Source organism: Sphingobacterium sp. E70, from assembly GCF_019285695.1.
GTDB classification, from domain to species: Bacteria; Bacteroidota; Bacteroidia; order Sphingobacteriales; family Sphingobacteriaceae; genus Sphingobacterium; species Sphingobacterium detergens.
Genome location: NZ_CP079104.1, coordinates 5,966,943 through 5,981,665 on the forward strand (window position 1 = coordinate 5,966,943; position 14,723 = coordinate 5,981,665).

Consider the following 14,723-nt stretch of genomic DNA (forward strand, 5'->3'; position numbering starts at 1 on the left):
GTGTAAACCTTCTCCCGGCTTAACCGGGAGAAAATCCATCGAAAGCTGGATTATAAACTTAAACAAAGATGAAAGATAAACTGATTATAAGCCTGCTGGCCTGCGCTTTATTGACTTGTGGCTGCCAGTCCAATGCAACAAAAAACAGCCCGCAGCAGACTGGGCAGGATACGGTCTCAAATTCTGCTTTTGATAGCCGGATCGATGGAAAGGATGTCCGTTTATTCCGCCTGAAGAACAATAAACTTGACCTGACGCTAACAAATTATGGCGCCCGGCTGGTGAGCCTGAGCGTTCCCGAAAAGAATGGCGGAATGACTGATGTGATTTTGGGATACGATTCGGCTAAAGAATATAAGGATAATGCGGATAATTTTTACGGCGCGATCGTGGGGCGTTACGGCAACCGTATCGGCAAAGCTTCCTTTACACTGAACGGTAAATCCTATGCACTGGAAAAAACGATGGCGAGAATTCGCTTCACGGTGGTACCAATGGGGTATACAACAAGGTCTGGGATCTGGTCAGCAATAGCGATACTTCAATTACCCTGGCCTATAACTCTCCGGATCAGGAGGCTGGATATCCGGGCACGGTCAAGATGCAGGTCACTTATACACTGGAAGAAAATGGTGGCCTCGAAATCGCCTATCAGGCCACGACGGATAAAGAAACGGTTCTAAACCTGACCAATCATGCTTATTTTAACCTCAATGGTGCCGGTGATCCCTCCATCCTGGATCATGAGCTGCAGATTGATGCGAAAGCAATCACGGAAGTTGACAATACGCTGATCCCAACAGGAAAAAGCCTGCCGGTGTCGGGTACGGCATTTGATTTTACAAAACCACGGCTCGTGGGCGCCCATATTGAGGATGAAAATGCGCAGCTGAAGATCGGCAAAGGCTATGACCATAATTTTGAGCTCGACAAGAAAGCGGGTTTTCAGAAAGTCGCCACTGTGTATGCTCCCAAAACAGGGATCCAGATGGAGGTCTTTACCACCGAACCTGGGCTCCAGTTCTACAGCGGCAATTTTATGACGGCGGATGATCCCAAGGAAAAGCCGGAAAAAGCTATCCTTTCCGCTCGGCTTTCTGCCTCGAAACGCAGCATTTCCCGGATGCTCCAAACCACCCCAATTTCGCATCTACGGTATTGAAACCGGGGAAAAGTATAGTTCGAAAACAACATATCGCTTTACGGTAAAATAAAAGTATTTTATGAGAAAACTTAATTTAAAACTTGGAATTGCTTTTATGCTGATCTCGGCCTAAGCCTGGGACAGAGCAGCATAAAACTGGAGCCTTCGGCAAAGGATATCACGATCAGCAAACATATTTACGGCCATTTTGCCGAACACCTGGGCCGCTGTATTTACGATGGATTTTATGTGGGGAAAAGAATGATTCGATTCCGCATGCCAATGGCGTACGGACGGATGTGATCGAAGCGCTCAAGAACCTGAATATCCCCAACCTACGTTGGCCCGGCGGCTGCTTTGCGGATACGTACCATTGGAAGGATGGCATCGGCCCCAAGGCGCAACGTCCCAGTATGGTGAACAATTGGTGGGGTGGCGTGACCGAGGATAATTCTTTTGGTACGCATGATTTTCTGAACATGTGCGAACTGCTGGGCGCTGAACCGTATCTGGCCGGAAATGTGGGCAGCGGCGAGGTGCAGGAGCTGGCGGACTGGGTGCAATATGTAAATTTTGCCGGCAAAAGTCCGATGTCGGACCTGAGGCGTAAAATGGACGCCAGGAGCCCTGGAAAGTAAAATTCTGGGGTGTCGGAAATGAATCCTGGGGCTGCGGCGGCAATATGACCGTGGACTACTATACGGATATCTACCGCAAGTACGCCACCTTTATGTCGGACTGGACCAATGGCGCTGGTTTGTACCGGATTGCTTCGGGGGCCAACAGTGCGGATTATAACTGGACGGAAACACTCCTCAAAAATATTCCCGGCAGCCTGATGAAGGGAATGGGCCTGCATCATTATGCGGTGATCAATTGGGACAAAAAGGGCTCAGCAACGGAATTTTCGGAATCGGAGTACTTTAAAACGATGAAGTCGGCCTGGTTTATGAATGAACTGGTGGAAAAGAATATCGCTATCATGGACAAATATGACCCCAAAGGAAATATTGATCTGATCGTGGATGAATGGGGCGGCTGGTATGATGTGGAGCCGGGCACAAACCCGGGCTTTCTGTACCAACAAAATACCATGCGCGATGCCATGATTGCGGGAATGACCCTGAACATCTTCAATAACAACGCCCGCCGTGTCAAAATGGCGAATCTGGCACAGGCGATCAATGTGCTGCAGGCCGTGATCCTAACATCCGGCAAAAGCATGATCCTAACACCGACCTATCACGTCATGGAGATGTATAAGGTGCATCAGGATGCAAAATTGATCCCGATTACACTGCACTCGGCAGATTTTGAATTTAACGGCGAAAAACTTCCGGCGGTATCGGCTTCGGCTTCGCAGGACACGAAGGGACGCACACATATTTCCCTCGTCAATATCGATCCCAAAAAAAAACAAACCGTATTCGTGTGGACCTGGGCGGACTGAAAGCTTCAACAGTCTCGGGAAGAATCCTACGGGCGGACAAGCTGCAGGATTACAACTCTTTTAAAATACCGAAGAAAATCCTGCCCGTAGCCTACAACAAGGCGAAGGTTCAAAATGGGCTTGTAGATATCGAGGTCCCAGCATTTTCTGTGATTGTATTGGAACTTAATTAATATGGCAATGGATCAATCTGGATGGATGAAAAAAAGATTTCAATGTTGCTGCTGGCAACGGGATTGGCAGCGTCGGCAGCAGCACAGCTGCCGGTTGAATTAGATATACAGCTGGATAAGCCCAAAGGAAAGATATCACCGCATATGTGGGGTGTATTTTTTGAAGATATCAACCTGGGAGCGGACGGTGGGATCTATGCCGAGCTGGTCAAAAATAGATCCTTTGAATTTGACAACCCTTGGATGGGATGGAAAAAACTGGAACATACTTCGGGCGAAGGGGCTTACCTCTTGCTTAATGATGGGCAGCGCAAAGGCAATAAGCGCTATGTGCGGTTAACGAATAATGCGGAAAGCAAGCTGGGTTTACAGAATGAGGGCTTTCGGGGCATGGGCATCAAAGCGGATGCAACCTACGAATTTAGCCTGCAGCATCGAAGTAATGCCCCGGGCATGCAGGTCCATGTGGCCTTGCTGGACGAAGGGGAGCGCGTGATCGCTGAAGCGCAAACGCCCTTGCAATCAACAGCTACCTGGACAGAGACTGCGCTGAGGTTACAGGCTACGGCTACGACGGGCAAGGCAAAGCTAAAAGTATGGTTTACAGGCGCAGGGATATTGGATGTGGACATGCTGTCGCTGTTTCCGCTGGATACCTGGAAAGGAAGGCCGAAAGGACTGCGTAAAGATATGGTGCAGATGCTGGCAGATATGAAGCCTGGCTTTATCCGCTTCCCCGGAGGCTGTATTGTCGAGGGCCGGGATCTGGCCAATAGGTTCCAGTGGAAAAAACCGTGGGTCCGATCGACGAACGCGAACTGATCATCAACCGCTGGAACACCGAATTTAGCCACCGCTTGACGCCGGATTATTTCCAAACTTTTGGACTGGGATTTTATGAGTACTTCTTACTGGCGGAAGATATTGGTGCGGCCCCGGTTCCGATCCTCAATTGCGGCATGGCCTGCCAGTTTAACAGTGGCGAACTAGTGCCAATGGATCAGCTGGATGAATACGTACAGGATGCACTGGATCTGATTGAGTTTGCGAATGGAGCGGTAAGCACCAAATGGGGTAAACTACGTGCGGATATGGGGCACCCGCAGCCCTTCAACCTCAAGATGATCGGTGTGGGCAACGAAAACTGGGGGCCGCAATATATTGAGCGTTTGGCAGTATTCAAGAAAGCTTTGGCTGAAAAACATCCCGAAATCGCCATTATCGCCAGTTCGGGAACGGACCCCGAAGGGGAGCGTTTTGAATTTCTGGACGACAGGCTGCGGGCCATGCATATAGACATCATCGACGAGCATTACTATCGGCCGCCATCCTGGTTCCTGTCCAGTGCCAGCCGCTACGACAATTATGATCGCAAAGGGCCGAAAATTTTTGCGGGTGAATATGCTTCGCATACCACAAGGCCTAATGGTCCCGGAAAAAGCACCTGGGAGGCAGCGCTTTCCGAAGCAGCTTTTATGACCGGGCTCGAACGCAACGCGGATGTGGTCGAGATGGCTTCTTATGCGCCCTTATTCGGACATGTCGATGGCTGGCAATGGTCGCCGGATCTGATCTGGGTCGACAATCTCCGCGTGTATGGAACGCCGAGCTATCAGGTGCAGAAATTATATTCCACCCACAAAGGCTCGGATATTATTCCGGTCGATAGGGCGGGGCAGCCCGTTGCCGGAAGGGATAGCCTGTATGCTTCTGCGGTATACGATCAGCATACGAAGGAACTGCTGATCAAAGTCGTCAATTACACCAGCAAGCCGATGCCGATGCGTTTCGCCATCGCGACCGACAGGAAATTTGCGCCTGTTGCCCAGAAAATCACGCTGGCGAGCAAAGACCTGAATCTCAGCAACAGCATCGAAGAACCACTGAATATACATCCAAAGCAGGCAGATATCCGGTTTAAGGGCAAGGCACTGACAGACAGCCTGGCGCCGTATTCCTTTACCCTGATTAAACTGCAAACTAAATAATGGTTAGCTTATAAAGCAATGGAAAACATCTTTATCGGCACCGACCCCTTGAATATCGTGCCGATGGCACCCTAAAACGGATCAATATGGCAAGTGAAGGCCCTTTTAATGAAATGGATGAATGATGTGTATGAAACATAAGATGTATTTATTGACCCTAAAAAACGGATCGCCCTTGGCGCGTTCTTCATGCTGCTGTTTTCAGCCTTGCGTGCACAGGAACTCCGTGTAGCCGGACCGGACGGAAAACTGGTGGTAAACTTATCGCTAGACAAGGGCAGGCTTTATTATCGCGTGAACCTGGCTGGCCAGGAAATGTTAGAACTGTCGCCTTTGGGCTTGCGGGGTGACAAGGTAGATCTTGCCAATAATCTGCATTTGGTTGCCTCGGACAGCCGGACAATCGACCAAAAGTATGAGGAGCCTAAAATCAAACGTCGGCTGGTACATTATCAGGCAAATGAACTGCAGTGTACCTTGGAGAATGACTTAAAACAGCAGCTTGTCGTGATCTTTAGGGTCAGCAATAATGATATTGCTTTTCGCTATGCTATTCCGCAGGTCGGTGAACCCGCAAATTTTCGGGTCGAGGAAGAAATGAGCGGCTTTAAATTTCCGGCCTCAACCAGCACCTTTCTGACTGCGCAGGCTACAGCTATGATCGGATGGAAGAAAACAAAACCAAGCTATGAAGAAGGCTATGTACCGGATCAGGCGATGGGCGTAGCTTCGCAATACGGTGTGGGTTACACTTTTCCGGCGCTGTTTCATGTCGGCTCCCGGGGCTGGGTGCTGCTTTCGGAAACGGGAGTGAATGGAAGCTACTGCGGGACTAAGCTCAGCGAGGGCACAAAATCGGGTTTCTACCAAATTGCATTTCCTGAAAAAGGCGAAAACAACGGCATGGGCGACGCGGCTCCGACGCTGGCGCTACCAGGTTTTACGCCCTGGCGCACGATCACTGTGGGCAGTACGCTAAAACCTATTGTGGAAACCACCGTTCCCTTCGATCTGGTCGAACCGCAGTATGCCGCAAGTAAGCCTTATACCTTTGGCCGCGCCACCTGGAGCTGGCTGGAGTGGCAGGACGGCAGTATCAATTTCGAAGATCAGCAGAAATTCATTGACCTATCTGCTGCCTTGGGCTACGAATTTGTCCTGGTGGACAACTGGTGGGACAAACAGATCGGACACCGAAAAATCGAGGAACTCGCGGCCTATGGCCGGGAGAAAGGGTGGGCCTCTGCCTTTGGTACAACTCCAACGGCTACTGGAACGACGCACCACAGACGCCTAAAAATCGGATGAATACGGCCATCGCCCGTAAAAAGGAAATGGCCTGGATGCAGTCCATTGGAATCAAAGGCATCAAAGTGGATTTTTTTGGCGGTGACAAACAGCAAACATTGCAGTTGTACGAAGATATTCTTGCGGATGCAAATGATTTTGGACTAACCGTGATCTTCCATGGATGTACCTTGCCCCGTGGCTGGGAACGCATGTATCCCAACTTTGTGGGAAGTGAAGCGGTATTGGCTTCGGAGAACCTGATCTTTACTCAGGATGCCAATGATAACGAAGCTTTCAATGCGACTTTGCACCCCTTTATACGGAATGCTGTCGGGGCCATGGATTTTGGTCCCGTGCTGCTCAACAAACGGCATAACCGTGAAAACAATGGCGGCACGGTCCGTAAGACAACGGAAACATTTCAGCTGGCAACGGCGGTATTGTTCCAGACTCCCGTACAGAATTTTGGGATCACACCCAACAATTTACTGGAAATGCCCGCGCATGTGATCGACTTCATGAAGCAGGTGCCAACCGTTTGGGATGAAACCTTGTTTGTGGATGGTTATCCCGGAAAATATGTGGTGCTGGCGCGACGCAAAAAAGAGCAATGGTATATCGCTGCAGTAAATGCCGAAGGAAAGGAAAAGACAATTGAGGTGGCGCTGCCCATGCTTTCTCAGAACCTTGTGCATTGCATTAGCGACAACAAGTCGCGCAGGTCGGAGCAGAAAACGATCAGTCTAAGCCACGAGAAAACTGTCAGATTAACCTTACAATCGGGTGCTGGGGTTGTATTATACGGAAAATAGTTTTTATTTCTCTTTTTTGCTTTTTTTTGTCGTCCCATGAAGAAATTGTTGCTAGTTCTCATCTTAATAGGGCAATGCCTTACAGTAGCTGGACAGGTGGATCGGGCTCGTTTTTTTCGCTGTCCGAAGGTCTGACAAACCAGCAGGTGCTGGATATTGTACATGACGACGAGGGCTTCATGTGGGTTGCGACAGAACTTGGGTTAAACCGATTTGCCGGCAAGGCATTTAAGCCTTACTATGCTTCCAAAAAGAAAGATGGGAACACCGTCAATAGCAACGAGATCAATACGCTGCTGCATGACGATAATAAGCTATATATCGGCACACGCGCTGATGGGCTGAATGTCCTTGATTTAAAGACAAATAAATTCAGCTATTATGTGCATGATCCGGCTGATCCAAAATCCATTGCTACAAATGATATTACGGATATGATCCGTGCCCGGGATGGTGGCCTATGGCTGGCGACTTATCATCAGGGGATCCAGTATTTCGATCCGGTCAGCAAAGAATTTCAGCACTTCAACAGAAGCAATTTACCTGGTTTCCCGGAAAACAGTATATGGTCCTTGGCCGAAGACCGGAAAGGAATGCTCTATGTGGGCCATGTCAAAGAAGGATTGACGATCCTGGATCCGGTACGTCGATCTTTAAAACAGTTGACTTACCAAAATTCGGGAGCTGAATTTCCCGACAACGAGGTTAAAGTTTTGTTTTGTGACCAATACGGGAATATCTGGATCGGCACCCGGAAAGGGCTTGCCGTCTACCATACCGCCAGTGGTCAGCTAAAGCATATCTCTTTGGCTAGCTCGTCTAAAAATGCAAATGAACCCTTTATTTATGCCATTCAAGAAATTGGGGGAAACTTTGGATAGGCGCAGAATCATCCCAGCTTTTTGTTATACAGCCGGATTATGGATATGACAAAAGGGTCGAAGGAGTCCGGCAAATACAGCTTCTAGACCTGGGAAAGGGAAATAACGCCATGGTACAGCATATCACACCCGACAAATTTGGGAATGTCTGGCTCGCAGTATATGGCGGTGGCGTCGGCGTGATCAGCCATATCAAACCCTTTTTAATGTTTTCCCGACAGGAGCCGTATTGCCGGATCGGCTTGCAACAGTGAGTAATATTATCGTTCGAAATACAGACGCAGTCTGGTTGACGACCGAAGGCTCCGGAATCGTAGAAATGGGCACAAATGGCAGATTGCGAAAATGGATCACGCAAAAGAATGGTAGTCCTGATGATTTTATATTGGCTTCATTCAAGGATCATAACCAGCATGTCTGGTTAGGTTTACGCAAAGGCGGTGTTGCAGTTTGCTATGCTGGATCCACCACATGGCATACGATAGACCTGGGTGAACCCGTATCGGAGGTTCGCGCGATTTATGAAGATCGCCGTGGTGCCATCTGGATTGCTGCATACCAAGGCCTGTTTATCTATGACCCGCACAATCGTAGCGTACAGAAATTACTGATCAACGATCCGATGCTGGGCGATTATGCGCCTCGGGCGCTTGTCGAGGATGGGCAGGATAATATCTGGGTGGGAACCTATGGGCAGGGGCTCTACGTGTATAATGTTAATCGACAGCTGATCCGGAAAATGGATAGCGGCAATGGATTGCGCAATAATACCGTCAATCATTTGCTACGCGATAAAAATAATAACATCTGGATTGCGACCAATCAGGGAATAGCTTTGCAGGAAGCGCAACGCAAAGTTGGTGAATTAACAGTTTTAATGCCTCCGGGAGATGCCGCCTGGCTGTTTGTCAATGGCCTTTCGGAAGATCAAAATGGGCATATCTGGTGTTCGACCAAGTCAGGAATGCTACGCTTTTTACCGAAAGAAAACGCTTTTTGCAATACGATCAGTCATTCGGCCTGCCATTGGGAGGTTTTATAAACGGAAGTGTGGGGCGGGATATGGCAGGACAGCTCTATTTTGGTATGCAGGACGGCATATGTTATTTTGACCCGAATGAAATCCCTTCAAATCTACCAAAATCTCCGATTCGCCTAAGCCGCTTTATTGTTTTCCGTTCCGGCGAATCGAATGCAACGGAAGACAAATATCTTACATCATCCGATGAGATCAGGCTTGATCACAACGAGAATAGCTTTCGTATCGAGCTTGCGGTCATGGATTATGCGCTGGATGGATTGGTCGAGTTTGGATACCGGCTTCAGGGGCTCAATAACGAATGGATTTTTCTGGGCAACGAAACGAACCTTGATTTTCGGAATGTTCCCTATGGAGATCATGAACTGTTGATTCGCACACGCATGAAAAATGGGGAATGGTCCCAGTCATACCAACGTTTACTGATTAAGATCAAACCGCCATTTTATCTGAGCCTGCCCGCAAAAATTGTTTATTTTCTGATCTTTTTGCTGGTCATTTATGCCCTTATTTTCTTTTACATCAAACGAATAAAGGCCGAGTCCGAACTGCGGCTCAAAGAGCGCCAGCACCTGCAGGATGAACAGTTGCATAGCGAGCGCATGAATTTCTATACGCACATCACGCATGAACTGCGCACGCCTTTAACACTTATTTTAGGGCCTCTCGACGATTTGTCCCACGATGAGCAATTGTCTCCCAGAAACAAAGGATTGGTTCATACGGTTCAGAAAAGTGCCAATCGGCTTTTTACATTGGTCAACCAGCTTCTGGAGTTCAGGAAGGTCGAATCGCAGTTTAAACCGCTTGTACTTGAAGCCGGGACCTTAAGTGACATGCTCACCGATATCGTGGATAAATATCGGACCTTAAATAACAAACCAAATGTCGAGATAGCTGCAATTTTGCCCACAACGGATTATCGTACCTTATTTGATGCTGAGATTATACAGTTGATTGTAGATAATTTGTTTTCCAACGCCTATAAGTATACGGATTCGGGGCATATCAGGCTGAGCCTTACGTACGAACAGTCAAATTTAACCCATTGGGCAGTATTATCCATCGAAGACACGGGACGCGGCATCCCTGCGGACCAAATGGATCGGATTTTCGATAAGTTCTATCAGATTCCCGGCCGGGGAATCCAGGGAACGGGCATAGGGCTGGCCCTGGTCAAGGAATTGACGGCTATCCATCAGGGCAAGATCGAGATTAAAAGCGTCGAAGGAGCGGGAACGACGGTATCCGTCCGCTTTTTAGCAAACAAAGTCGGCGTCGATAGCCCGAACATAGTGGAATCGATCGCGGAATCTGATGATATCGCGATGGACGTCAGCCGTCCATTGATCCTTTTGGTGGAAGATGATCCGGATTTACGCGCCTATCTGGGCGATACCTTATCCGCAACTTACGAAGTTTTGCTGGCCGAAAATGGCGTGGTTGGATTGGAAATTGCACAAAATAGGATCCCCGACCTGCTGATAAGCGACATTATGATGCCCGATATGGATGGTTTTCTGCTGGCCGAAAAATTGAAGGCGGAACGTTCGACAAGCCATATCCCATTAATCCTGTTGACGGCCAGGGATACGGACCTGGACAGGCAGCGAGGCTATGAGCTCGGAGTCGATTCGTATCTCACAAAACCGATCGGCGCAGCCTTATTGCTCAAACGTATTGATAACCTGTTGCGGAAACAGAAAGCCATGAATAAGGCTGTTCTACAGCAAATCAAATTGGATCAACCAACGGACTTTGTAGAAAACCGGCAAGCCGAAAAAGATGAGTTATGGCGTGAGAATGCATTTGTTCAGGATTTTATGGCAATCGTCGAACAGCATATGCAGGATGAGGTATTGATGCTGCTACCCTGGCAGAAAAGATGAATATGAGCCAATCCACCTTATATCGCAAACTAAAAGGGATCACCGGAAAGAACATCAATCAGCTCGTGCGTAAAATACGGATACATAAAGCCGCTGAACTGTTGCGTTCGGGAACATACAACGTGACCGAAGTTTCTTTTATGGTCGGAATTAATAGCACTATTTACTTTCGGCAATGCTTTAAGGAAGAGTTCGGACAGCTTCCTTCGGAATATCAGAAGTCCGGAGCGAAGGGATGTTAATCACGGGCTAATATCTTGTAGGACCTTCACAGTATAAGCGCCCCAGATCCGGGCTACCGGATGGGGGCATGAGCCGAAAAACACGCTGATTTTTACTGAAAACCCACTTTTTGACCGAAAACTATATGGTATTTGACGGATTTGTATACGGTCTGGAGCTTTAAAATCCCCTAAGTTTGACCATATAATCAATTATAGATCTCGCGGGAAGTAGCAATGCATCTGATGTAACCTATGTAAACCATCGCTTATCATCTTCACTGTCTATTCTGGCCAGATTGTATTATTTACTGTTTAATTCGTATAGAAATTTATGAACAACCTAAAAATTGTTTCTTTGTATACGGTGTTGAGCGTTGCGCCAACATTGTTATACGCCCAGGGGAAAATTTCGGGACAGGTCCTGAATATGGCCAACGAGCCTATCGCAGGTGCAACTGTGATTATGGAAGGCGGGGCGAAGGGGACTTCAACAGACAAATCGGGGAAATTTGAACTGAATGCCGCAAAGGGCGTGCTCATGGTCTCCTTTATTGGCTACAAGACCTACAGAGTCCCCTTGAACGAAACCACAAATCTGATAATCCGGCTTGAAAAAGACGACCGTGTGCTGGAAGATGTCGTGGTGGTGGGTTATGGTACGCAAAAAAAGCGACCTTAACGGGCTCTATTTCTGAAGTGAAGGGCAAAGATATCGTGAAAAGCCCGCAGCCTAATTTATCCAATTCCCTCGCCGGACGATTTTCTGGCGTGGTAATCAACAACCGAAGCGGTGAGCCCGGTTATGACGGTTCGTCCATTACGGTGCGTGGACAGGCAACTACCGGAAGTAATGACGTATTGGTTGTCGTCGATGGAGTACCCGGACAAATAGGCGGGCTGGAGCGTCTGGATCCAAACGATATTGAAAGTATTTCGGTGCTGAAAGATGCTTCAGCGGCAATTTATGGGAATAGGGCAGCAAATGGGGTTATTTTAGTCACGACCAAACGTGGAAAAAGCGGTAAACCTTCGATCACCTATAGCGGAAATCTCGGCGTCAGTTCACCGACGCGCTTGCCTAAAATGGCTGATGCCGCAACGTATGCCATTTTAAGAAATGAAATCGCCTATGGAAATAGTTCTTCGGGCGGAATGAACCAGATTTATTCAACCGAACAGATTCAAAAATTCAGGGACGGATCTGATCCACTTTTATACCCCAATACCGATTGGGCAGATGCCACCCTGAAAAAGCAGCAATACAAAGCCAGCACAATCTGTCTGTGGCCGGCGGAACCGAGGATGTGCGATATTTTATGTCTTTGGGTTCGGTCTATCAGGATGGCTTATACAAAAAGGGCGTCACCAAATACAAGCAGTATAATTTCAGAACAAATCTTGAAGCCAATGTAACCGATGGCTTTAAGGTGGGGCTCGCTCTTTCGGGAAGACAGGAAGACCGTAAATTCCCGATCGCATCTGCCGGCGATATTTTTCGTTCCATCTATAGAGCCTATCCTACGGTAAGCGCATATTATCCCAATGGCTTGCCGACGCGGGGCATTGAGGATCCAACCCGGTCTTAATGGCCACAGATATCGGTGGGACTGTAGACAATCCCAAACAGGTGTTCAACGGCATACTCAAAGCAAGCTATCAGCTTCCTTGGGTAGCGGGCCTATCCGTAGATGGTTTTCTTTCGGTGGACAAATCCGCAAACTTTAGCAAAAACTTCAGTGTGCCCTACGTGCTAAATGCGTATGACCCGGCAAAAAATACTTACGAAGAATCCATTGTCGGCGGAAATAACAATAAGGCTACATTGACCGAATCACATACCAATGAATCCTTGATTACAAGCAATATAAAGCTGAATTTTGAACGTAGCTTTGGTGCCCACGCAATCAATGCTTTTGTAGGCTATGAGCAAAGTAAAAGGCATTTGAATATTTTGACGCGCAGCGTTTTAATTATCTCTCCAACCAGCTGCCTGAATTATCACAAGGTGGATCCGCTGCGACAGATTACCTTAATTCAGGTTATAGTTCTAATTATACGAGACAGAGTATCATTAGCCGGATAGCGTATAATTATAATGAAAAATACCTGTTTGAAGGACAGCTCAGGGCAGATGGCTCTTCGATTTTCCCCGCAGGCAAGCGATGGGGATATTTCCCCTCCGTATCTGCCGGATGGCGTATCAGCAAAGAAGACTGGTTTGCAGACAAGATCGGATTTTTAGATGACCTGAAACTTCGCGCCTCATACGGTACCCTTGGTAACGATAATGTCGACGGGTTCCAATTCTACGATAACTATACCCTGGTAGGAAATGGTCTGGTCGCGCTACTAAATGACAAAAGCCAGATACAGCCCAATGTTAAATTGGCAAAACTGGCAAATCCGGCAATTACCTGGGAGGTGTCCAAGAAGCTCGATGTAGGATTAAATGCACAATTTCTCAAGAATTTCACAATAGAGGCCATTTATTTCCAACAAAAGAGATCGGATATTCTGACCGAAAGAAATGCGTCTATTCCGGCGACTTCCGGGATTGTCAATCCATACAAAGAGAATAGTTCCAAACCGCTGGTTCCTTCAGAGAATATCGGTAAGGTGAATAGCGAAGGATTTGAAGGAACGTTGTCGTATCAACAACAGGGCGATTTCAGCTGGGAGTATCCGGTAATTTTACCTTTGCCAAAAGTAAAATTATCTTCATTGATGAGGCCAGCGGTACCTTGGATTATCAGCGCCAGACATCAAGACCGCTGGGAACCTATCTGCTCTATAACGCCATTGGATTAAACCGGACCCAAGCAGATCTCGCTGCGGCCCCACAGGCACCCGGAGCACAGGTCGGGGATTTGATTTATCAGGACTACAACCAAGATGGTAAGATAACGGCAGATGATATGATACGGACAAAATATGGGAATATTCCCCAGATTACCTACGGCTTTAATCTGAATGCCGCTTATAAAAATGTAGATGTTTCCGTTCTTTTTGCCGGGCAGGCTAAAGTAAGTCAGTACGTGCTTCCGGAGTCCGGAACAGTAGGAAACTTCTACAGTACCTGGGCCGACAATCGGTTCAATGAGGTCAATAATCCGGACGGAAACTATCCGAAAGTCCCTGAACGTGCCTCTTCGGCGGTGAGCGGTGGCTTGTACAATAACACCTTTTGGCTGAATAATGCTTCCTTTTTACGTTTAAAAAATGTGGAGATAGGGTATACATTGCCCAATGAGGTCTTATCGAGATTGAAACTGGGCGGACTTCGCTTTTATGTCAACGGATTCAATCTATTGACCCTCACAAAAGTGAAGGATTATGATCCGGAAGGGAATAGCGGTAGCGGTCAATTCTATCCGCAACAACGTATTATTAATGTAGGTGCAAATTTAAAATTCTAAAGAGGAACTTAAGCAATGAAATCTATCACTAAATATATTGTGCCTTTGGGCTTAGGACTGACAGTCTTATCCGCCTGCAACAAAAATCTATTGGATGTGACGGCAACAGACAGAATATCGACAGAAGCAATTGAGAAAGATACAGCTGTATTGGAAGCGTTTATTATCAACAGATACATCGGCGAAAAAATGATATCAAACGAGGCGGACGGGACTAATCCGGGTTTTGGACGTGGATTTGAATACGCCCTTTGGTCATCACTGTCCGATGAATCCATGTATACCAATGATGACAATACCTGGCTCATTATCCGGGGCAGTTATCGCCTGAAAATTTAGGCGCCGCCGGATCGCTTTGGGCCCGTAGCTACCGCAGTATCCGTGAATGTAATTACGCGAAAAAGTACTGGCTACTAT

Annotated in this window: 20 protein-coding genes and 2 pseudogenes; all 22 read left to right on the forward strand. The window is 47.6% G+C overall.

What is annotated here, in order from left to right; genetic code table 11:
- The first annotated feature begins 68 nt into the window (after positions 1 to 68).
- A pseudogene (locus tag KUH03_RS42660) lies at positions 69 to 1,162 on the forward strand (aldose epimerase family protein).
- Positions 1,132 to 1,209, forward strand: a pseudogene (locus tag KUH03_RS42665) (hypothetical protein); the annotation flags it as partial. The pseudogenes KUH03_RS42660 and KUH03_RS42665, both read left to right, overlap by 31 nt.
- Before the next feature lie 234 nt (positions 1,210 to 1,443).
- On the forward strand, positions 1,444 to 1,782 hold the full coding sequence (locus tag KUH03_RS42670) for a hypothetical protein (protein ID WP_257090639.1): 339 nt from the start codon (positions 1,444 to 1,446) through the stop codon (positions 1,780 to 1,782).
- 92 nt (positions 1,783 to 1,874) lie between these two features.
- Positions 1,875 to 2,594: an alpha-L-arabinofuranosidase C-terminal domain-containing protein gene (locus KUH03_RS42675; protein WP_257090640.1), complete on the forward strand. Its 720-nt coding sequence runs from the start codon at positions 1,875 to 1,877 to the stop codon at positions 2,592 to 2,594.
- Positions 2,576 to 2,767 carry an alpha-L-arabinofuranosidase C-terminal domain-containing protein gene (locus KUH03_RS42680; protein WP_257090641.1) on the forward strand — a complete coding sequence of 64 codons (192 nt, stop codon included), beginning with the start codon at positions 2,576 to 2,578 and terminating at the stop codon, positions 2,765 to 2,767. The genes KUH03_RS42675 and KUH03_RS42680 overlap by 19 nt, the downstream gene beginning before the upstream one ends.
- 63 nt (positions 2,768 to 2,830) lie before the next feature.
- On the forward strand, positions 2,831 to 3,589 hold the full coding sequence (locus KUH03_RS42685) for a hypothetical protein (protein ID WP_257090642.1): 759 nt from the start codon (positions 2,831 to 2,833) through the stop codon (positions 3,587 to 3,589).
- Positions 3,550 to 4,755 (forward strand): alpha-L-arabinofuranosidase C-terminal domain-containing protein, encoded by a 1,206-nt coding sequence (locus KUH03_RS42690; protein WP_257090643.1) that lies wholly within the window; start codon positions 3,550 to 3,552, stop codon positions 4,753 to 4,755. The genes KUH03_RS42685 and KUH03_RS42690 overlap by 40 nt, the downstream gene beginning before the upstream one ends.
- A gap of 189 nt (positions 4,756 to 4,944) precedes the next feature.
- Positions 4,945 to 6,063, forward strand: a complete 1,119-nt coding sequence (locus tag KUH03_RS42695; protein ID WP_257090644.1) for a glycoside hydrolase family 97 N-terminal domain-containing protein — start codon at positions 4,945 to 4,947, stop codon at positions 6,061 to 6,063.
- The gene (locus KUH03_RS42700) at positions 5,991 to 6,857 is read left to right on the forward strand and encodes a glycoside hydrolase family 97 catalytic domain-containing protein (RefSeq protein WP_257090645.1); all 867 of its coding nucleotides are present in this window, start codon (positions 5,991 to 5,993) and stop codon (positions 6,855 to 6,857) included. Before KUH03_RS42695 ends, KUH03_RS42700 begins: the two co-directional genes overlap by 73 nt.
- A gap of 74 nt (positions 6,858 to 6,931) precedes the next feature.
- On the forward strand, positions 6,932 to 7,738 hold the full coding sequence (locus KUH03_RS42705; protein ID WP_257090646.1) for a two-component regulator propeller domain-containing protein: 807 nt from the start codon (positions 6,932 to 6,934) through the stop codon (positions 7,736 to 7,738).
- 110 nt (positions 7,739 to 7,848) lie between these two features.
- Positions 7,849 to 7,992 (forward strand): hypothetical protein, encoded by a 144-nt coding sequence (locus KUH03_RS42710; protein ID WP_257090647.1) that lies wholly within the window; start codon positions 7,849 to 7,851, stop codon positions 7,990 to 7,992.
- Entirely contained in the window at positions 7,989 to 8,780 is a 792-nt protein-coding gene (locus KUH03_RS42715) for a two-component regulator propeller domain-containing protein (RefSeq protein WP_257090648.1), read from the forward strand. Before KUH03_RS42710 ends, KUH03_RS42715 begins: the two co-directional genes overlap by 4 nt.
- Positions 8,735 to 10,666, forward strand: coding sequence for an ATP-binding protein (locus KUH03_RS42720; protein ID WP_257090649.1), 1,932 nt, complete (start codon positions 8,735 to 8,737; stop codon positions 10,664 to 10,666). Before KUH03_RS42715 ends, KUH03_RS42720 begins: the two co-directional genes overlap by 46 nt.
- Positions 10,663 to 10,908: an AraC family transcriptional regulator gene (locus tag KUH03_RS42725; RefSeq protein ID WP_257090650.1), complete on the forward strand. Its 246-nt coding sequence runs from the start codon at positions 10,663 to 10,665 to the stop codon at positions 10,906 to 10,908. Before KUH03_RS42720 ends, KUH03_RS42725 begins: the two co-directional genes overlap by 4 nt.
- A gap of 313 nt (positions 10,909 to 11,221) precedes the next feature.
- The gene (locus KUH03_RS42730; RefSeq protein ID WP_257090651.1) at positions 11,222 to 11,569 is read left to right on the forward strand and encodes a carboxypeptidase-like regulatory domain-containing protein; all 348 of its coding nucleotides are present in this window, start codon (positions 11,222 to 11,224) and stop codon (positions 11,567 to 11,569) included.
- Between the two features lie 17 nt (positions 11,570 to 11,586).
- On the forward strand, positions 11,587 to 12,303 hold the full coding sequence (locus KUH03_RS42735) for a TonB-dependent receptor plug domain-containing protein (RefSeq protein ID WP_257090652.1): 717 nt from the start codon (positions 11,587 to 11,589) through the stop codon (positions 12,301 to 12,303).
- 14 nt (positions 12,304 to 12,317) lie between these two features.
- Positions 12,318 to 12,476 carry a hypothetical protein gene (locus KUH03_RS42740; protein ID WP_257090653.1) on the forward strand — a complete coding sequence of 53 codons (159 nt, stop codon included), beginning with the start codon at positions 12,318 to 12,320 and terminating at the stop codon, positions 12,474 to 12,476.
- The gene (locus tag KUH03_RS42745) at positions 12,476 to 12,973 is read left to right on the forward strand and encodes a hypothetical protein (protein WP_257090654.1); all 498 of its coding nucleotides are present in this window, start codon (positions 12,476 to 12,478) and stop codon (positions 12,971 to 12,973) included. The genes KUH03_RS42740 and KUH03_RS42745 overlap by 1 nt, the downstream gene beginning before the upstream one ends.
- 12 nt (positions 12,974 to 12,985) lie before the next feature.
- Positions 12,986 to 13,132 carry a hypothetical protein gene (locus KUH03_RS50060; RefSeq protein ID WP_373564588.1) on the forward strand — a complete coding sequence of 49 codons (147 nt, stop codon included), beginning with the start codon at positions 12,986 to 12,988 and terminating at the stop codon, positions 13,130 to 13,132.
- 143 nt (positions 13,133 to 13,275) lie between these two features.
- Positions 13,276 to 13,698, forward strand: a complete 423-nt coding sequence (locus KUH03_RS50065) for a TonB-dependent receptor domain-containing protein (RefSeq protein WP_373564589.1) — start codon at positions 13,276 to 13,278, stop codon at positions 13,696 to 13,698.
- Positions 13,632 to 14,306, forward strand: a complete 675-nt coding sequence (locus tag KUH03_RS42755) for a hypothetical protein (RefSeq protein WP_257090655.1) — start codon at positions 13,632 to 13,634, stop codon at positions 14,304 to 14,306. The genes KUH03_RS50065 and KUH03_RS42755 overlap by 67 nt, the downstream gene beginning before the upstream one ends.
- A gap of 15 nt (positions 14,307 to 14,321) precedes the next feature.
- Complete coding sequence (locus KUH03_RS42760) at positions 14,322 to 14,645, forward strand: hypothetical protein (protein ID WP_257090656.1); 324 nt, start codon at positions 14,322 to 14,324, stop codon at positions 14,643 to 14,645.
- The last annotated feature ends 78 nt before the right edge of the window (positions 14,646 to 14,723 follow it).